This window comes from Streptomyces sp. JLBT605, from assembly GCF_058215555.1.
The window spans coordinates 2,131,165-2,147,127 of record NZ_CM177087.1 but is presented as its reverse complement, the minus strand read 5'-3'; the positions used below and the strand labels follow the sequence as shown (position 1 = coordinate 2,147,127).

Sequence of the window (15,963 nt, the reverse complement as noted above, 5' to 3'; positions counted from 1 at the left end):
CGCATGGGCCGCTACGTCATCCGGCGGCTGCTCCAGATGGTCCCGGTCTTCATCGGCAGCACGTTCCTCATCTTCTTCATGGTGTACGCGCTGGGGGACCCGGTCGCCGCCCTCTTCGGCGACCGTGCCCCCGACCCGGCCACGGCAGCCCAGATCCGCGAGGATCTCTACCTCGACGAGCCCCTGTGGAAGCAGTACCTGCACTACATGGGGCAGATCTTCCAGGGCGACTTCGGCACCGCCTTCAACGGCGACCAGGTGACCGAGCTGATGCGCGTCTCCTTCCCCGTGACCCTCCGGCTCACCATGGTCGCGATCTTCTTCGAGATCGTCGTGGGCATCACCCTCGGCGTCCTCAGCGGCCTGCGGCGCGGCCGCGCCCTGGACACCTCCGTCCTGCTGCTCACCCTGGTCGTCGTCTCCATCCCGACCTTCGTCAGCGGCTACGTCCTGCAATACCTGCTCGGGGTGAAATGGGAGTGGGTCAGCCCCACCGTCTCTCCCGACGCCACCTTCGACGAGCTGATGCTGCCCGGCGCCGTACTCGCCCTGACCTCACTGGCGTACGCCACCCGGCTCACCCGCACCTCGATCGCGGAGAACGCCCGCGCCGACTACCTGCGCACCGCCGTGGCCAAGGGACTGCCGCGCCACCGGATCATCAGCCGGCACCTGCTGCGCAACTCCCTCATCCCGGTGGTCACCTTCATCGGCACCGACATCGGCGGACTGATGGGCGGCGCCATCGTCACCGAGCGGATCTTCAACATCCACGGCGTCGGCTACCAGCTCTACCAGGGCATCCTGCGGCAGAACTCGCCCACCGTGGTCGGCTTCGTGACGATCCTGGTGATCGTGTTCCTGCTGGCGAACCTGCTCGTCGACCTGCTCTACGCCGTGCTCGACCCGAGGATCCGCTATGCCTGAACACCCCTACGACCCCAAGGAGGCCATCGCGCCCACCGGCGGGGGAGGCGCCATGGACCTGGCCACCGGAGAGGCCGAGACACTGGAGCGCGGCCCCGGGCACGAGCAGGGACCCGAACCGGCCGTCAAGGCCCGCAGCCTGTGGTCGGACGCCTGGCACGACCTCATCCGCAACCCGATCTTCGTCATCTCCGGGCTGGTCATCATCTTCCTGATCGTGATCGCGATCTGGCCGGAGTCGATCACCAGCCGGGACCCGCTCAGCTGCGATCTGGCCAAGGCACAGCAGGGCTCCCAGGCCGGCCACCCCTTCGGCTTCGACACCCAGGGCTGCGACGTCTACACCCGGGTGGTCTACGGGGCCCGCGCCTCCATCGAGGTCGGCATCTGCGCCACCGCCGGCGCGGCCCTGCTCGGCAGTGTGCTCGGCGGACTCGCGGGATTCTTCGGCAGTTGGGGGGACGCGCTGCTCTCCCGGGTCGCGGACGTCTTCTTCGGCATCCCGATCGTCCTCGGCGGCCTGGTCTTCCTGTCCGTGGTCACCAGCGGCTCCATCTGGCCGGTAGTCGGCTTCATCGTGCTGCTGGGCTGGCCGCAGATCTCCCGCATCGCCCGCGGATCGGTCGTCACCGCCAAGCAGAACGACTACGTGCAGGCCGCCCGGGCACTCGGCGCCGGCAACAGCCGGCTGCTGCTGCGGCACATCGCGCCCAACGCGGTGGCCCCGGTCATCGTCGTCGCCACCATCGCCCTGGGCACGTACATCGCGCTGGAGGCCACCTTGTCCTTCCTCGGCGTCGGCCTGAAACCGCCCACCGTCTCCTGGGGCATCGACATCTCGTCCGCCTCCACGCACATCCGCAACGCCCCCCACATGCTGCTGTGGCCGGCCGGCGCGCTGAGCGTCACGGTGCTGGCGTTCATCATGCTCGGCGACGCGGTGCGCGACGCCCTCGACCCCAAGCTGCGCTGAGGAGCCGTCGATGACCATCGCGAAAGAGGGCCCGGGCCCCGTCCCGGTGTCGCCCGACGAGGCGGCGCCCCTGCTCCAGCTGCGGGAGCTGCGGGTGGAGTTCCGCACCCGGGACGGTGTGGCCAAGGCCGTCAACGGCGTGACCTACAGCGTCGACGCGGGCGAGACACTCGCCGTCCTCGGCGAGTCCGGGTCCGGCAAATCGGTCACCGCGCAGGCCGTGATGGGCATCCTCGACTCACCGCCGGGCTTCGTCACCGGCGGCGAGATCCTCTTCCGGGGGCGGGACCTGCTCAAGGCCGGCGCCGAGGAGCGCCGCAAGGTGCGCGGCGCCCGGATGGCGATGATCTTCCAGGACGCCCTGTCGTCCCTCAACCCCGTGATGACGGTCGGCGCCCAGCTCGGCGAGATGTTCCAGGTGCACCGGGGCATGTCCCGCAAGGACGCCAAGGCCAAAGCCATCGAGCTGATGGACCGGGTCCGCATCCCCGCCGCGCGCGAGCGGGTCGGCGACTACCCGCACCAGTTCTCCGGCGGTATGCGTCAGCGCATCATGATCGCCATGGCGATGGCGCTGGAGCCGGACCTGATCATCGCCGACGAGCCGACCACCGCGCTGGACGTCACCGTCCAGGCCCAGGTCATGGACCTGCTCGCGGAGCTCCAGCGTGAGTACAACATGGGCCTGATCCTCATCACCCACGACCTCGGCGTGGTCGCCGACGTCGCGGACAAGATCGCGGTCATGTACGCCGGCCGGATCATGGAGACCGCCCCCGTCCACGAGCTCTACAGGCGCCCCGCGCACCCCTACACCCGCGGCCTGCTCGACTCCATCCCCCGGGTCGACCTCAAGGGCCAGGAGCTGTACGCGATCAAGGGCCTGCCGCCCAACCTCACCGCGATCCCGCCGGGCTGCCCCTTCAACCCCCGCTGCCCGCGCGCCCAGGACATCTGCCGCAGCGACCGGCCCCCGCTCTACCCGGTGACCGAGGAGGACGGCACCGAACTGCCGGGCCGGACCAGCGCCTGCCACTTCTGGGAGGACGAACTCCATGCCCGTTGAGCCCCCCGCGCCCGCTCCGTCCGCGCCCGCCACCGGAGCCGAGCCGATCCTCGAGGTCCGCGACCTCGCCAAGCTCTACCCGCTCACCCAGGGCATCGTCTTCAAGCGGCAGATCGGCGCGGTGCGCGCCGTCGACACCGTCTCCTTCTCCCTCGCCCGCGGGGAGACCCTCGGCATCGTCGGCGAGTCCGGCTGCGGCAAGTCCACCGTCGCCAAACTCCTGGTCCACCTGGAGCAGCCCACCTCCGGCACCGTCCGCTTCAAGGGCGAGGACATCACCAAACTCTCCGGCCGCGCGCTGAAGGCCGTACGCCGCAACATCCAGATGGTCTTCCAGGACCCCTACACCTCGCTCAACCCCCGCATGACGGTCGGCGACATCATCGGCGAGCCCTTCGAGATCCACCCCGAGGTCGCCCCCAAAGGCGACCGCCGCCGCAAGGTGCAGGAACTCCTCGACGTCGTCGGCCTCAACCCCGAATACATCAACCGCTACCCGCACCAGTTCTCCGGCGGCCAGCGCCAGCGCATCGGCATCGCCCGCGGGCTGGCCCTACGCCCCGAGATCATCGTCGCCGACGAGCCCGTCTCCGCCCTCGACGTCTCCGTCCAGGCCCAGGTCATCAACCTCATGGAGCGGCTCCAGGCCGAGTTCGACCTCTCCTACATCTTCATCGCCCACGACCTGTCCGTGGTCCGCCACATCTCCGACCGCGTCGCCGTCATGTACCTGGGCCGCTTCGCCGAGGTCGGCACCGACACGCAGATCTACGAGCACCCCACCCACCCGTACACCCAGGCCCTGCTCTCCGCCGTCCCCGTCCCCGACCCGGCCGCCCGGCACCGCCGCGAGCGCATCCTCCTCTACGGCGACGTCCCCAGCCCCGCCAACCCACCCTCCGGCTGCCGCTTCCGCACCCGCTGCTGGAAGGCCCAGGAACGCTGCGCCCTGGAAGTCCCCCTCCTAGCCGTCCCCGCCGAATTCCGCCACACCGAGGGCCCGGCGGTCCACGACTCGGCCTGCCACTTCGCGGAGGAGATCCGGGTGGTACCACCGGAACCGGAGGAGCCGGATTCTGGTCAGGAGCCGGAGCCCGGTCCCGAGGGTGCTTAGAGGTAAATCCCCCAAGGCGCGGTCAGGATGAGGTAGGCGGCGTAGCAGAGGCCCATGGCGATCCCGATGATGACCACCGCCATGACCGACTTGAGGACAGGCCGACCGCTGCTGGGCTCCGCCTCATGAGCTCGCTGCGGATGCCGCGGGAGAGTAGCGGGGAACGTGGGGCGCTCTGGCTGCATGGCACCAGGCTATGGCGCCGGACCAGGGCCGCACATGAGCTCGATGGCGACGGCCCAACGACCCGTCTGAGTAGGGGTACTCATGATCACCGACTGCTTCTCTGCATAGGATCGCCCCTTGCAGTTCGTTGATCACGTAAGGACGCGGGGCGGGGACAATGGCGACGGCCTTCGATCAGGAGTGGGCGCAGCTCAAGGCGGGGACGTCCGACGACGTGAGCATGCGGCTCGCGAGTGCGGACAAGGAGGGCGACGATGGTTCCCCCGGAGGCGGGCTGAAGGCCAGCAAGAACGCATGGATTACGGCCGGAGTCATGGTCGGAGCCCTCGGCGGAGCGGTCCGGGGGGCACTGAAGAGTCTGGAGGAGGGGCAGAAGGGCGGTGCCGGTTCTGATCCCCTGACGTTCATCCCGGTGATCAATCCTGCCCTCGCCGCAGGTGGTGTGCAGTGTGTTGCGGCCCAGCAAGAGGTCTACGGCACCTGGCAGCCCTATCTGCGTGATGTGGCCCTCAGATGTGAATCACTGGTGGACCTGATGGGGATAGCCGGATCCGAATTTGCCAGGGGCGACGGGACCCTTGCCTATCAATTCGAGAAGCTCAACGACGGTTACACGGACACCCCTGACATCGGCGGCAAGGGCAAGGGGTGATCTGAACAATGGACTTCAGCACGTTGAAGGCACTCAAGCCGGCTGACTTCGAGACCGCGGCCGACGGCTACCGTAAGGCCAGCTCCGTAGCGAATGGCGCCAAGGAAAGCCTGGAGCGGCAGATCACCGCCTACATGCGACGCGAGCTCAAGGGCGAGGCTCGGGATGAGGCGTTGACACAGCTTTCTGAGCTGTCGCAGAACTTCCACTACATCGAGGTCGAGTGCGGCCTGGTGAGTACGTCTCTCAACGCTCTGACCGCCGAGTTCCGGGCGGTGAAGAAGCGGCTCGACGCGGCGCTTGAGGACGCCGAGGAGATCTGGAAGTTCAAGGTCAACCCGGACGGCTCGGTAACTTACCCGGCGGCCGGCGAGGAGACCGATGGCAAGACGCCCGCAGGCGGCACGGTAACCGGACGAGCCATGGATATCGATTCCGCCACACCCGACGAGTTGTTCCGTGACGTGAACGGTGTGGAAGAACTGGAGAATTCCCGTCACCCCAACCCGAACTACGCGGCAGCGGTGAGGTGCGCCAACAGTATTGCCCAAGCCGTCGCGGACGCGACGGAGATCGATGAGAGGTGGGCCCCTAAGCTGCGGCAGCTGAAGGCCGACGATGACCTGACCGTCTCGGACGCCGACTGGGCCGATGCGAAGCAGGACATGGGCGGTGTTCGCAAGGCCGCGAAGGGTTATCTGACGGACGTCAAGATCCCGTCCAAGGACAGCGATCCAGCGTCGAACGCCGCTTGGTGGAAAGATCGCTCCAAGGAGGAGCAGGAGGCTCTTGTCTCTCTGTACCCCGCCAGTGTAGGCGCGCTGGACGGGCTTCCCGCCGAAGTCCGCGACTCCGCGAACCGGGTGGTGCTGCAAGAAGACTACGCCGAGACGCAAATTGCTCTGGCCGAGCACAAGGAGAGCGAACCGAAGGACGGTCGACCAAAATACAAGAATTTCAAAGACGGCATCATTGTATCCAGTAGCGACTGGGACGAATGGGAGGAGAAGCGCACGCAACTTGAAGGTCGAATAAAAGGCATGGAAGCGATCCAGAATCGTTTCAATCGAAGCGGCGAAGATGGCTTGCCGGAAGCGTACCTGCTGGGCTTCAGCTCAGAGGGCAGAGGGCGCGCCATTATCGCCAATGGAAACCCTGACACCGCCGATCACACCGCAGTATACGTCCCTGGCACTGGAGCGAAGCTCGCCGACATCAATGGGCAAATTAACCGCGGGGTGAACCTATGGCAGGCGTCAGATCCCCTCGCGGGTGGGCAGAAGGTTTCGACCATTACGTGGCTTGGCTACGATGCGCCCCAGGATCTTTTGACAGATGCGACGCGCGATAAGTTTGCGGACGACGGTGCGCCCGCGTTCAACAAGTTCATCGATGGCCTCAATGCTACGAACAAGTCAGGGTCCGACAGTCATATTACGGCGGTTGCTCACTCCTATGGCACCTTGCTTATCGGACATGCGGCCAGCCACGGTGACCTCAACGCGGACGACGCGGTTCTCGCAGGAAGCCCTGGCGTCGACCTGGGGAGAGCTGAGGACCTGGACGTACCTAAGGGACACGTTTGGTCTGAGTACGCTGACGGCGACCCGGTTCCAAATTTGGGCCGACCGTTTCATGGAGGCAGTCAATGGAAGATGGGCGGCGGCACCCTTCTAGTGCCGAGCGATGAAATATTCGGAGCAAATCGGATGGCCACCGACACCGATGGACACGGCGGCTACTGGAATTATGACCACGATCAGAAGAAGCCGAGTCTCAGCATCCTGAATCAGGCACAGGTCATCACGGGGCATTATGGGAAAGTGGCGCTAGAGTAGCATGAATGAAAATCTGAGAATGCCAAGGCATTGCCTGGGTATTGCTATTGCGGCAATCCTTCTATGTGCTACGGGATGCAGCTCAATGGGTAATTCGAATGATGACAGCTCGCCGAGGGAAGTTCACCCGGAGAAGGCGGAGGAGCTGGCTAGCAGACTCTCAAGTGGCCTCCTTGACATCACCCACCTCCGGGGGAAGGTGTCGCCGGGAGGCCCCGGGGCGGAGACGTCCGGCCGCGATGGGGGGCGTTACACCATTCAGCATTTCTGGTCTATCGCTGGCCCATCTCGGGATGAGCTGACGCGAGGCTTCGAGCGCCTGCACAGCGAACTTTCAAAGAAGGGTTGGCGCATCACTCGTTACGGTCACGCCCATTCCTTGGACCGGCAATTGCAAATTGAGGCTGTTCATGAGAAGGACGGCTATTCGCTGTTGGCTGAGCTGTTGATCAACAGTGCCAGCAAGAATCAGGCCCCCAATGCTTCCAAGGTGGATATGATCTACTTCGCCGTCGGGTCCCCCACCTATCGGTCACCCAAAGGTGTGGACCCGAATGACTACTGATTCATCGTGAGTGGCGCGTGGTGGGCGGCTCAGGCGCTGGGGAACTCGCCGCGCTTGATGGCGGAGACGAACGAGGTCCAGCCGTCGGCGGAGAATATGAGCGCGGGGCCGTCGGGGTCCTTGCTGTCGCGGACGGGGACGACGCCTTGGGCGCGGGTGAGGTCGCGGGAGAACTCGACGCACTGGCCGCCGCTGCCGTCGCTGTACGACGACTTGACCCACTCCCACTCGGCGGCGGTGAGATCTATGTCGGCACTCATGCGCGGTACTCCTTGAGCAGAGTCTTGATCAGGGCCACTGACTCAGCCGGGGACAATGCGTGCGCTCTGAGCAGATCGTAGTCATCCTCAGCAGCGGCGACCGTCTCGGCGAGGTCGTGCATCCTTCCCCCTACCCGGGTCTCCGTGTACAGCACCGCAGGGGAGTCCGTGAAGCGCAGCACAGTGAAGGGCTTCATGTGTGGGGTCGGAGCACCGGCTGAGAAGGGCATCACCTGAAGCTCGATGTGCGGTGACGCGGCTGACTTCAGTAGATGGCCAAGCTGCCCGGCCATGACCTCAGCGCCACCCACGACGGTTTGGAGACATGCCTCGTGGAGGATGGCCCACAGGAGCGGCGGAGTGTCTCGCTCGAACACCTCACGGCGCCGCAGGCGCGCGGCTACCCTGCCCTCGATCGCCTCTGAGCTGGCCCTGGGGTTCGACACGCGGAAGATGGCCCGCGCATAGCCCTCTGTCTGGAGAAGACCCATCACGACGTCTGCCGAGTAGTCCAGGATGCGCCACGCCTTGCGCTCCAGGTCGAGGTACGGAGCGAACCACGAGGGATGGTCGCCGTCGTCGATCCTTCTCAGCAACCCTGCGAATAACTCACCGGTGCCGAAGACCTTGTCGCAGCCCTTGGCGAACTTCTCACTCGGCTTGGAAGGCAGCTTTCCGGCTTCTGCCCGGCTGACGTACGCCTCGGAGTAGCCCGTTGCTCTGCCTAAGTGCTTCTGCGTGAGCTTGCGGGCGAGGCGCACCTGCTTGACGTCACGCCCGAAGCGTTGGAGGGGGTTCAAGTGCTGGGTAGGGCTGGTCTCGTCCAACGCTGTGACCTCCGGTCGTCTGGTCCCGGCCAGCATCAACGACGGCTATGCGGTTTGCTCGCAGCCGTTTAAGCGGTCCCACCGTACGCCGAGTTGGGTTGTCCTGGTGACGAATTGACTACACCCAGTGCACCAGGTAGGAGGCCCCGTTGGAGTCGCGGAATGAACCCCGGCGCTCCCCGTTCCAGATCGGTGACCGCGTTCGCGGCATGTCGTACGTGGCCCCGGACCGGTTCCGTTGGGAGCGGCCGGAACCGTTCGAGGGGGTTGTCGTCCAGATCGGCAGCGGCTGGGCGGGGGTCGAGGCCGAGCGTGCGTTTCTGTGGGCGCGGCTGGACGACGGTACGGAACGGCAGTCGCTGATGTCGGAGACGGAACTGCTGGAGCACCCGTCGTGAACCACCACGTCATCAAGGGCGCGGAGTGGATCCTGGCGCCGGAGACCAGTGAAGGCGCGCCCGAGGCGATCTATGGCGCGGAATGCCTGACCTGCCCGGAGGAGTGCTGGATGGACGACGACCCGCGCCCGGTCGGGGCGTGGGCCATCGGCCATACGCGGGCGGACGCGACGCACCGGCAGTTCCTGATGACGACGCAGCGGCACTGGCGCGTGGACCCGAGACCGGGCGAACCGGTCGCCGGGCCACCGAGGGCCCCGGTCGGTGACGAGCGGCCGCCAGCCCGGCCCGCCGTGAACGGCCTGGTGAGACGTGGCGCGGCCATGGTGGGCCGCATAGCCGGGCTGGTCTTCATCGTCGTCATGTCTGCGGCCTGCGGGTTCGTCGCCGGGGTGCTGCTCGTCGGAGGCTGATCACCGGCCGGGCAAACCGGCGGTCAGCTGTAGTTGTTCCGCACCCACGCCTGCCATTCGCGCTTGATCTGCGACTCGGGGTAGAGGATCGGGTCCTTCCCCGGGCGGGACTTCTTCACGATGTGGTGGAACGGGCTGTAGCCCAGGTAGTACGACATCGTGCAGGACTCGATGGCCGCGGAGCCGCCGTACTCCTCGTTGATGTAGGCGTAGACGCTGGAGCTGAGCGCGTACCCGCGGGCGGCCGAGGTCGCGGAGGACTCGTAGATCTGCGCGTCGGTGGGCGGATTGCCGGTGAAGGCGCCGGAGCTCACCGCATCGCGGATCCACTTTCCGGTGTCGGTGTCGGCGTACTTGCCCGTGCCACCGCTGTCCGGGCGGGCGGCCCAGACCGTCTCGAACCAGCGGGCGAAGCCCTCGATGACCCAGGCGTCCTGGCGGCGCTCCTCCTCCTGGTAGCCGAAGGGGCTCATCAGGCCGTGCGCGAACTCGTGGACGAAGGTGCGCTCCATCTGGACATCGGTCCCGGTGACCCGGACGACGATCCGCGAGCCGGCGATCGACCCTCCGCCGATTTCCTTGCCGTACGTCTTGGTCGGCTCGGTCGCCCACTGGTCGAAGTTGTAGCCGCCCGCCTGGGTGTCCGCCCAGCTGCCGCCGTGGGTGTTCTCGCCCGTCCGGAACCAGCGGTTGGTCGTCTTCTGGTCCTTGGCGACGAAGGCGACGAACCCCTTCTGATAGAGGGAGTGGGGCGCGAACTCCTTCATCTTCTCGATGTTCCAGGCGGCGGCCTCGCTCGCCTCGTCGAAGTACCGGTCGACGTACGCCTTGTCGGCGGCCGGTGCCGCGAGGGCGACATGCCCCGACCTCTTGATGTACAGCGGGCCCTCGTCCCAGGGCGCGACGATCTTGTACGGCTTCCAGGCCGTGATCTTGCCGCCTTCGACGGTGACGGTGTACCGGCCCTCGTTGAGCATCGGATCGTCGTCGTCATCGTCGGCGTCGTACGCGGTGTGCACGCCGACCGCGATGACCCCGGACGCCTTGGTGACGCCGCTGCTCGCGTACTGCAGATCCTCGCCCTCGCGCACCTCGACGCCGCCCAGGTCCATGCCCAGGCCGTCGAGGTTCTTCCACCACTGCTGGGCGGTGGGGCGTGTCTGATCCGAGAACGCGGCCAGGAAGGCCTGCTCGTCCTGCTCGACGAGCGCCTTGTTCAGCCCCTCGACGACATCCGCCGGTGTGGCCGGGGCCGCGGTCGTGGAGGTCGTGGGGGCGGGAGCGGCATCGCCCTGCTGCGCGCCCTTGTCGTCCGAGCCGCCGCAGCCGGAGGCGAGCAGCACCAATGCCGCCGCCGCTCCCGCTGCCCGTATCGCCCTGCGCAACCCATTCACCCCGTTTTTTGACCGTGCTCCGCCAACAGGGCGTCGATCCTAACCACCCGCTCGGCAGCTCTGAGCAGCGGGTTCGTGGCCGCACAGCTGGGCTCTGCGGTACACCAGTTGAGTAGCGGTACTCATGACCGCCGGCTGAGCTGCCTCATAGGATCGCGGCTTGTAGTTCGTGATCATGAAAGAGCGCAGGGGTGGGGCGTGACGACGGCTTTCGAGCAGGAGTGGGCGGGGATCAAGGCGGAGGTATCCGGGGACTCGGGCATGAGACTCGCGAGCGCGGAGGGCAAGGACGGCGGCGGCGACTCGGGTGGGGTCAAGTCGCGCAAGCTCGCCTGGACCACGGCCGGGACCAGCGTTGGGGCAATCGGAGGGGCGGTACGGGCGGCGCTGAAGAGCATGGAGCAGGGGCAGGGGGGCGACAGCGGATTCGACCCTCTGGCGGCGATCCCCGTGCTTTCCCCCAACCTCGCCGCAACGGGTGTGCAGAGCCTGGCGGCTCAGCGGGAGGTCTACAGCACCTGGAAGCGTTATCTGAAGGATGTGGCCGTCAGGTGCGAGGTTCTTGAGGCGCAGATGGGGAAGGCCGGATCTGAATTCGCCGGGAGCGACCGAGAGATCGCGTTCGAATTCGGAATGCTCAATGACGGCTACGGGGAGACCCCAGGCCGCGACGGCAAGGGAAAGGGCTGATCCGGCATCATGGACTTCGCCACTCTGAAGGCCCTAGACCTTGCCGAGTTCGAGACTGCGGCCGACGGCTACCGGACGGCGGGCGCGACAGCGAGCAGCGCTAAAGACAGCCTGGAGCGCCAGATCGTCATCTACATGCGCCGCGAGCTCAAGGGCGAGGCTCTGGACCAGGCGGTGAAGCAGCTATTTGAGCTAGCAAAGAATTTTCACTACGCCGAAGTTGAGTGCGGCCTGCTGAGAACGTCTCTCAACGCTTTGGCCGCCGAGCTCCGGACAGTGAAGAAGAGACTCGACGCGGCGGTTGAGGACGCCGAGGAGATCTGGAAATTCACGGTGCACTCAGACGGGTCAGTCAGTTACCCGGCAGCTGGTGACAAGGTCGACGGTAAGACACCCGCAGGCGGCACGGTGACCGGACGCCCCCTGGATATCGAGTCAAGCACACCGGACGAGTTGTTCCGCGATGTGAACGGTGTGGAAGAAGCGGAGAATGCCCGCCACCCCAACCCGAACCATGCGGCAGCGGTGAATTGCGCCAACCGCATTGCCCAAGCCGTCGCGGACGCGACAGAGATCGATGAGAAGTGGGCCCCGAAGCTTCGGCAGCTGAAGGCCGACGACGACCTGACCGTCTCCGATGGCGATTGGCTCGACGCCAAGCGGGACATGGGCGGCGTTCGCGAGGCCGCGAAGGAGTCGCTGACTGGCGTCAAGATCCCATCCGAGGACAGCGATCCGGTAGCGAACGCCCAGTGGTGGAAGGGGCTTTCCGAGGAGGAAAAAGACTCTGTCGTCTCGCTGTATCCCGCCAGTGTGGGTGCCCTGGAGGGGCTTCCTGTGGATATTCGCGACCAGGCGAACCGCACCGTCCTGGCTGAGGCTCATGCAGATGTTTCTCAAAAGCTACATGAGTTTTATCTAGAGAATCCTGAACCCACGAAAAAGGGGTATCGCTATAATGACGAGACAGGGCTTCCGGTGGGATGGACGGATACAACAAGCTGGAACGAGTGGGACAAGAAAAGATCGGTTTTTACTAACCAGATAAAGGGAATGGATGCCATTTTTGCCCGCTTCGAAAGGGTCGGCGAGGATGGCCTGCCGGAGGCGTATCTGCTGGACTTCAGTCACGAGGGTAATGGGCGCGCGATTATTGCCAACGGAAACCCTGACACTGCGGAACACGTTGCGGTGTATGACCCTGGCACCACGGCCCGACTGGACAAAATTGAGGGCGATATCAATCGCGGCGTGAATTTGTGGAAGGCGTCCGATTCGCTGACCAGTCAGAAGGTCTCCACCATTACCTGGCTTGGTTATGATGCGCCGCAGGACCTCGTATGGGATGCCTCTCGCAGCAGCTATGCGGATGACGGTGCGGCTGCCTACAATAAATTCATTGACGGTCTTAATGCTGCAAACCTATCGGGAGCCGACAGTCATATCACCTCGGTTGGTCATTCCTATGGTAGTACCCTCATTGGTTCCGCAGCTCGCCAGCACGACCTCAACGTCGATGACATCGTCTTCGCGGGTAGTCCTGGCGTCCAAGTAGCCAACGCCGTAGATTTGGATGTTGCCAAGGGCCACGTTTGGAATGAGGAAGCCGACGGGGACAAGGTCCCAGAATTGGGCGGCGTCTTCCATGGTGGGACGAATTGGAAGAGATCGCTTGATGCCGGAATTATCCCAAGCGATGATGCCTTCGGGGCTAATCAGATGGCTACCGATACTGAGGGGCATAGTGGCTACTGGGATTACGATGACGACAAGGGCAAGCCGAGTCTCAGTCTCTTGAATCAAGCCAGGGTCATCACCGGGCTATATGGTGAGGTGAAACTCAAGGATTCCGGGGGCAGCTGGCGTGAACCAGGGCACTGGGGTGAGTGAAATGAAGAAGAATCGATGGCTCGGGCTGGCCCTCGCTGCTGCGATGGTCTTCCTGTGTACTACGGGATGCGGTTTTATGCATGATTCAGATGGCGCGCCGAAAGAAGTTCACCCGGCGGCAGCCAAGAAACTCGCCAGCAGGATATCTAGTAGCCTCCTCGACATGACTCACCTCCGGGGAAAGGTGTTGGGGGCTGGTCCCGGGGTCGCGGCCTCCGACGACGGCAACGGGGAGTACGGCGTCCAGCACTTCTGGTCTATCACGAATCTCTCTCCGGACGAGCTGACTCACGGATTCGAGCGCTTGCGTGAGGAGCTTCCGAAGAAGGGCTGGCGTGTCACTCATTTCGGTCACGCAAATTCAGAGGCCCGACAGTTGGAAATGGAAGCTGTTCATGAAAAGGACGAGTACTCGCTGTCTGTGGAGCTCTTGATCAGGAGCACCAGAAAGAATCAAGCCCCGTACGCATCCAAAGAGGATATGATCCATTTCTCCGTCGGATCTCCCACCTACCGTTCACCTAAAGGTGTCGACCCTAACGGCTACTACTGATTGAGCGAGCTGGATTAAGGACGGCGCATCCCTTCCCTGGCCGCGAGCGGCGGCGGCTCCGGGAAGTGGCAGGCGGTGAGGTGGTCTGGCGCGTTGCCTTCCGCCTGGGCCAGGGGCGGCTCTTCCCGCGCGCAGCGGTCCTCGGCCTTCCAGCAGCGGGTGCGGAAGCGGCAGCCGGAGGGTGGGTTGATGGGGGAGGGGACGTCGCCGGTGAGGCGGATGTTCCCCCAGCTATCGCTGGGAGGTGCCCCCACGCGGTGGGGGGTGGACTCGCCCTCCTCGTCCATCAACGCGTCGGCTTCCGGGACCGCCGACAGCAGTGCGTGGGTGTACGGGTGGCGGGGGCGGGTGTAGAGCGCGTCGCGGTCGGCGAGCTCGACGATCTTGCCCAGGTACATCACGGCGACGCGGTGCGAGAAGTGCCGCACCACGGCCAGGTCGTGGGCGATGAAGAGGAAGGCGATGGACAGGTCGCGCTGGAGGTCCTGGAGGAGGTTGACCACCTGGGCCTGGATGGAGACGTCCAGCGCGGAGACCGGCTCGTCGGCGACGATCAGTTTGGGTTGGAGCGCCAATGCTCTCGCCACGCCGATGCGCTGGCGCTGGCCGCCGGAGAACTCGTGCGGGAAGCGGTTGTAGTGCTCGGGGTTGAGGCCGACGGTCTCCAGCAGCTCGCGGACCCGGTGCTCGCGGCCGCGCGGGGGACGGATGCCGTTGATCTCCATGGGGCCGGAGATGATCGTGCCGACCGTCTGGCGGGGGTTGAGCGACGAGTAGGGGTCCTGGAAGATCATCTGGATCTGGGAGCGGATCGGGGCCAGCTTCCGGCGGTCCGCGTGGGTGATGTCCTGGCCCTGGTAGGTGAGGGTGCCCGAGGTGGGCTCCAGGAGGCGGGTCAGCAGGCGGCCGGTGGTGGACTTGCCGCAGCCGGACTCGCCGACCAGGCCGAGGCTCTCGCCCGAGCGGATGGTCAGGTCGATGGAGTCGACCGCCCGCACGGCGCCCACCCGGCGCCGGAAGGGGAAGCCGCCCAGTACCGGGAAGTGCTTGGTCAGGTTCCGCGCGATCAGGAGGTCCTCACCCATCGGTCGGTCCTCACCCATCGGCCGGTCCTCGCTCGTCAGTAGGTCCTCGCTCATCGGGTGCTCCGGCTTCTTCGCAAGTTCTGCCGCTGCTCGGGCGTGAGATGGCAGGCGGCGCCGCGGCCGGGCGGCAGCACCGGCCGCTCGGTGGCGCACCGGCCCTCACCCGTCTCCTCGGCGAACTCCGTGAAGCGGCACCGGGGGTGGAAGGCGCAGCCGGACGGTGGGGCGAGCAGGCTGGGCGGGGTGCCGGGGATGGGGGTGAGCGGCCGGTCCGCGACGGCCGACAGCCGCGGCATGGAGTCCAGCAGCCCCCAGGTGTAGGGGTGCTGCGGTTCGCGGAGGACCTCGCGGACCGTTCCGCGTTCGACGGCCCGGCCCGCGTACATCACGAGGAGATCGTCGGCGGTGTGGGCTACGACCCCCAGATCGTGGGTGATCAGGATGATCGCGGAGCCGTACTCCTGCTGGAGGTCCTTCAGCAGGTCGAGGATCTGGGCCTGGACGGTGACGTCCAGCGCGGTCGTCGGCTCGTCGGCGATCAGCAGATCCGGGTTGCAGATCAGCGACATGGCGATCAGCACGCGCTGCCGCATCCCGCCGGAGAACTGGTGCGGATAGTCGTCCACCCGCCGTGCGGCGCCGGGGATGCCGACCTTGGTCAGCATCTCCACGGCCCGCCGCCGGGCCTCCCGCCGGCTCGCCCCGGTGTGCTTGGCGAACGGCTCGGCGATCTGGCGGCCGACTGTGTAGTAGGGGGAGAGGGCGGTCAGCGAGTCCTGGAAGATCATGGCCATGGTGTTGCCGCGCAGCCTCTCCAGTTCCCGGGACGGCGCGCCGGTCAACTCCCGCCCGTCCAGGTGGATCCGGCCCCGGATGGTGGTGTGGCGCGGGTCGTGCAGCCCCAGGACGGCGAGACTGGTCACCGACTTGCCGGAACCGGACTCGCCGACGATGCCGAGCGTGCGGCCGCGCGCCAGCTCGAAGGAGAGGCCGTCGACCGCCTTGACGGTGCCGTCCTCGGTGTCGAAGTGGACGTGCAGGTCGCGGACGGAGAGGAAGGCAGCGCCGCTCGCGGCCGGCGCCGGGGTGCCTTCGTCGCTGGTGGGACTGGTCCTGGTGGTCACTGGCCGGC

General features: G+C 65.8%; 17 protein-coding genes. 12 read left to right on the top strand and 5 right to left on the bottom strand.

Annotation, left to right across the window (positions count from 1 at the left end):
* Positions 1-3 precede the first annotated feature (3 nt).
* The 7 genes from AC4BDD_RS09615 to AC4BDD_RS09585 all read left to right on the top strand — a co-directional run bounded on the left by AC4BDD_RS09615 (position 4) and on the right by AC4BDD_RS09585 (position 7,321).
* On the top strand, positions 4-927 hold the full coding sequence (locus tag AC4BDD_RS09615; RefSeq protein WP_490690566.1) for an ABC transporter permease: 924 nt from the start codon (positions 4-6) through the stop codon (positions 925-927).
* Positions 920-1,900 (top strand): ABC transporter permease, encoded by a 981-nt coding sequence (locus AC4BDD_RS09610; protein WP_490690565.1) that lies wholly within the window; start codon positions 920-922, stop codon positions 1,898-1,900. The genes AC4BDD_RS09615 and AC4BDD_RS09610 overlap by 8 nt, the downstream gene beginning before the upstream one ends.
* Before the next feature lie 10 nt (positions 1,901-1,910).
* On the top strand, positions 1,911-2,966 hold the full coding sequence (locus tag AC4BDD_RS09605; protein WP_490690564.1) for an ABC transporter ATP-binding protein: 1,056 nt from the start codon (positions 1,911-1,913) through the stop codon (positions 2,964-2,966).
* A complete protein-coding gene (locus tag AC4BDD_RS09600) occupies positions 2,956-4,080 on the top strand; it encodes an ABC transporter ATP-binding protein (RefSeq protein WP_490690563.1) in 1,125 nt (374 codons plus the stop codon). Before AC4BDD_RS09605 ends, AC4BDD_RS09600 begins: the two co-directional genes overlap by 11 nt.
* 343 nt (positions 4,081-4,423) lie before the next feature.
* Positions 4,424-4,918 carry a hypothetical protein gene (locus AC4BDD_RS09595; RefSeq protein ID WP_490690562.1) on the top strand — a complete coding sequence of 165 codons (495 nt, stop codon included), beginning with the start codon at positions 4,424-4,426 and terminating at the stop codon, positions 4,916-4,918.
* An 8-nt stretch (positions 4,919-4,926) separates the two neighbouring features.
* On the top strand, positions 4,927-6,756 hold the full coding sequence (locus tag AC4BDD_RS09590; protein ID WP_490690561.1) for an alpha/beta hydrolase: 1,830 nt from the start codon (positions 4,927-4,929) through the stop codon (positions 6,754-6,756).
* 85 nt (positions 6,757-6,841) lie between these two features.
* On the top strand, positions 6,842-7,321 hold the full coding sequence (locus AC4BDD_RS09585; protein ID WP_490690560.1) for a hypothetical protein: 480 nt from the start codon (positions 6,842-6,844) through the stop codon (positions 7,319-7,321).
* Between the two features lie 29 nt (positions 7,322-7,350).
* Here AC4BDD_RS09585 and AC4BDD_RS09580 read toward each other — a convergent pair whose 3' ends face one another.
* Both AC4BDD_RS09580 and AC4BDD_RS09575 read right to left on the bottom strand, forming a co-directional pair.
* Positions 7,351-7,581: a DUF397 domain-containing protein gene (locus AC4BDD_RS09580; RefSeq protein WP_490690559.1), complete on the bottom strand. Its 231-nt coding sequence runs from the start codon at positions 7,579-7,581 to the stop codon at positions 7,351-7,353.
* Positions 7,578-8,408 carry a helix-turn-helix domain-containing protein gene (locus tag AC4BDD_RS09575; RefSeq protein ID WP_490690558.1) on the bottom strand — a complete coding sequence of 277 codons (831 nt, stop codon included), beginning with the start codon at positions 8,406-8,408 and terminating at the stop codon, positions 7,578-7,580. Before AC4BDD_RS09575 ends, AC4BDD_RS09580 begins: the two co-directional genes overlap by 4 nt.
* Positions 8,409-8,617: 209 nt before the next feature.
* Between AC4BDD_RS09575 and AC4BDD_RS09570 the strand changes: the two genes are divergently transcribed.
* A complete protein-coding gene (locus tag AC4BDD_RS09570) occupies positions 8,618-8,806 on the top strand; it encodes a hypothetical protein (RefSeq protein ID WP_490690557.1) in 189 nt (62 codons plus the stop codon).
* Positions 8,803-9,219 (top strand): DUF7848 domain-containing protein, encoded by a 417-nt coding sequence (locus tag AC4BDD_RS09565; RefSeq protein ID WP_490690556.1) that lies wholly within the window; start codon positions 8,803-8,805, stop codon positions 9,217-9,219. Before AC4BDD_RS09570 ends, AC4BDD_RS09565 begins: the two co-directional genes overlap by 4 nt.
* A gap of 23 nt (positions 9,220-9,242) precedes the next feature.
* Here AC4BDD_RS09565 and AC4BDD_RS09560 read toward each other — a convergent pair whose 3' ends face one another.
* The gene (locus AC4BDD_RS09560; protein WP_490690555.1) at positions 9,243-10,604 is read right to left on the bottom strand and encodes a hypothetical protein; all 1,362 of its coding nucleotides are present in this window, start codon (positions 10,602-10,604) and stop codon (positions 9,243-9,245) included.
* A 207-nt stretch (positions 10,605-10,811) separates the two neighbouring features.
* On the opposite strand from AC4BDD_RS09560, the gene AC4BDD_RS09555 reads away from it, so the two are divergent.
* Genes AC4BDD_RS09555 through AC4BDD_RS09545 form a run of 3 tightly spaced genes read left to right on the top strand, consistent with a single transcriptional unit; the run spans position 10,812 to position 13,746 of the window.
* Positions 10,812-11,303, top strand: coding sequence for a hypothetical protein (locus AC4BDD_RS09555; RefSeq protein ID WP_490690554.1), 492 nt, complete (start codon positions 10,812-10,814; stop codon positions 11,301-11,303).
* A 9-nt stretch (positions 11,304-11,312) separates the two neighbouring features.
* A complete protein-coding gene (locus AC4BDD_RS09550; protein WP_490690553.1) occupies positions 11,313-13,193 on the top strand; it encodes an alpha/beta hydrolase in 1,881 nt (626 codons plus the stop codon).
* A 1-nt stretch (position 13,194) separates the two neighbouring features.
* Complete coding sequence (locus tag AC4BDD_RS09545; protein ID WP_490690552.1) at positions 13,195-13,746, top strand: hypothetical protein; 552 nt, start codon at positions 13,195-13,197, stop codon at positions 13,744-13,746.
* A 14-nt stretch (positions 13,747-13,760) separates the two neighbouring features.
* Here the strand turns inward: AC4BDD_RS09545 and AC4BDD_RS09540 are convergent, their stop codons facing one another.
* The gene (locus AC4BDD_RS09540) at positions 13,761-14,885 is read right to left on the bottom strand and encodes an ABC transporter ATP-binding protein (RefSeq protein ID WP_490690551.1); all 1,125 of its coding nucleotides are present in this window, start codon (positions 14,883-14,885) and stop codon (positions 13,761-13,763) included.
* Positions 14,882-15,955, bottom strand: a complete 1,074-nt coding sequence (locus AC4BDD_RS09535) for an ABC transporter ATP-binding protein (RefSeq protein WP_490690550.1) — start codon at positions 15,953-15,955, stop codon at positions 14,882-14,884. Before AC4BDD_RS09535 ends, AC4BDD_RS09540 begins: the two co-directional genes overlap by 4 nt.
* Positions 15,956-15,963: the final 8 nt, after the last annotated feature.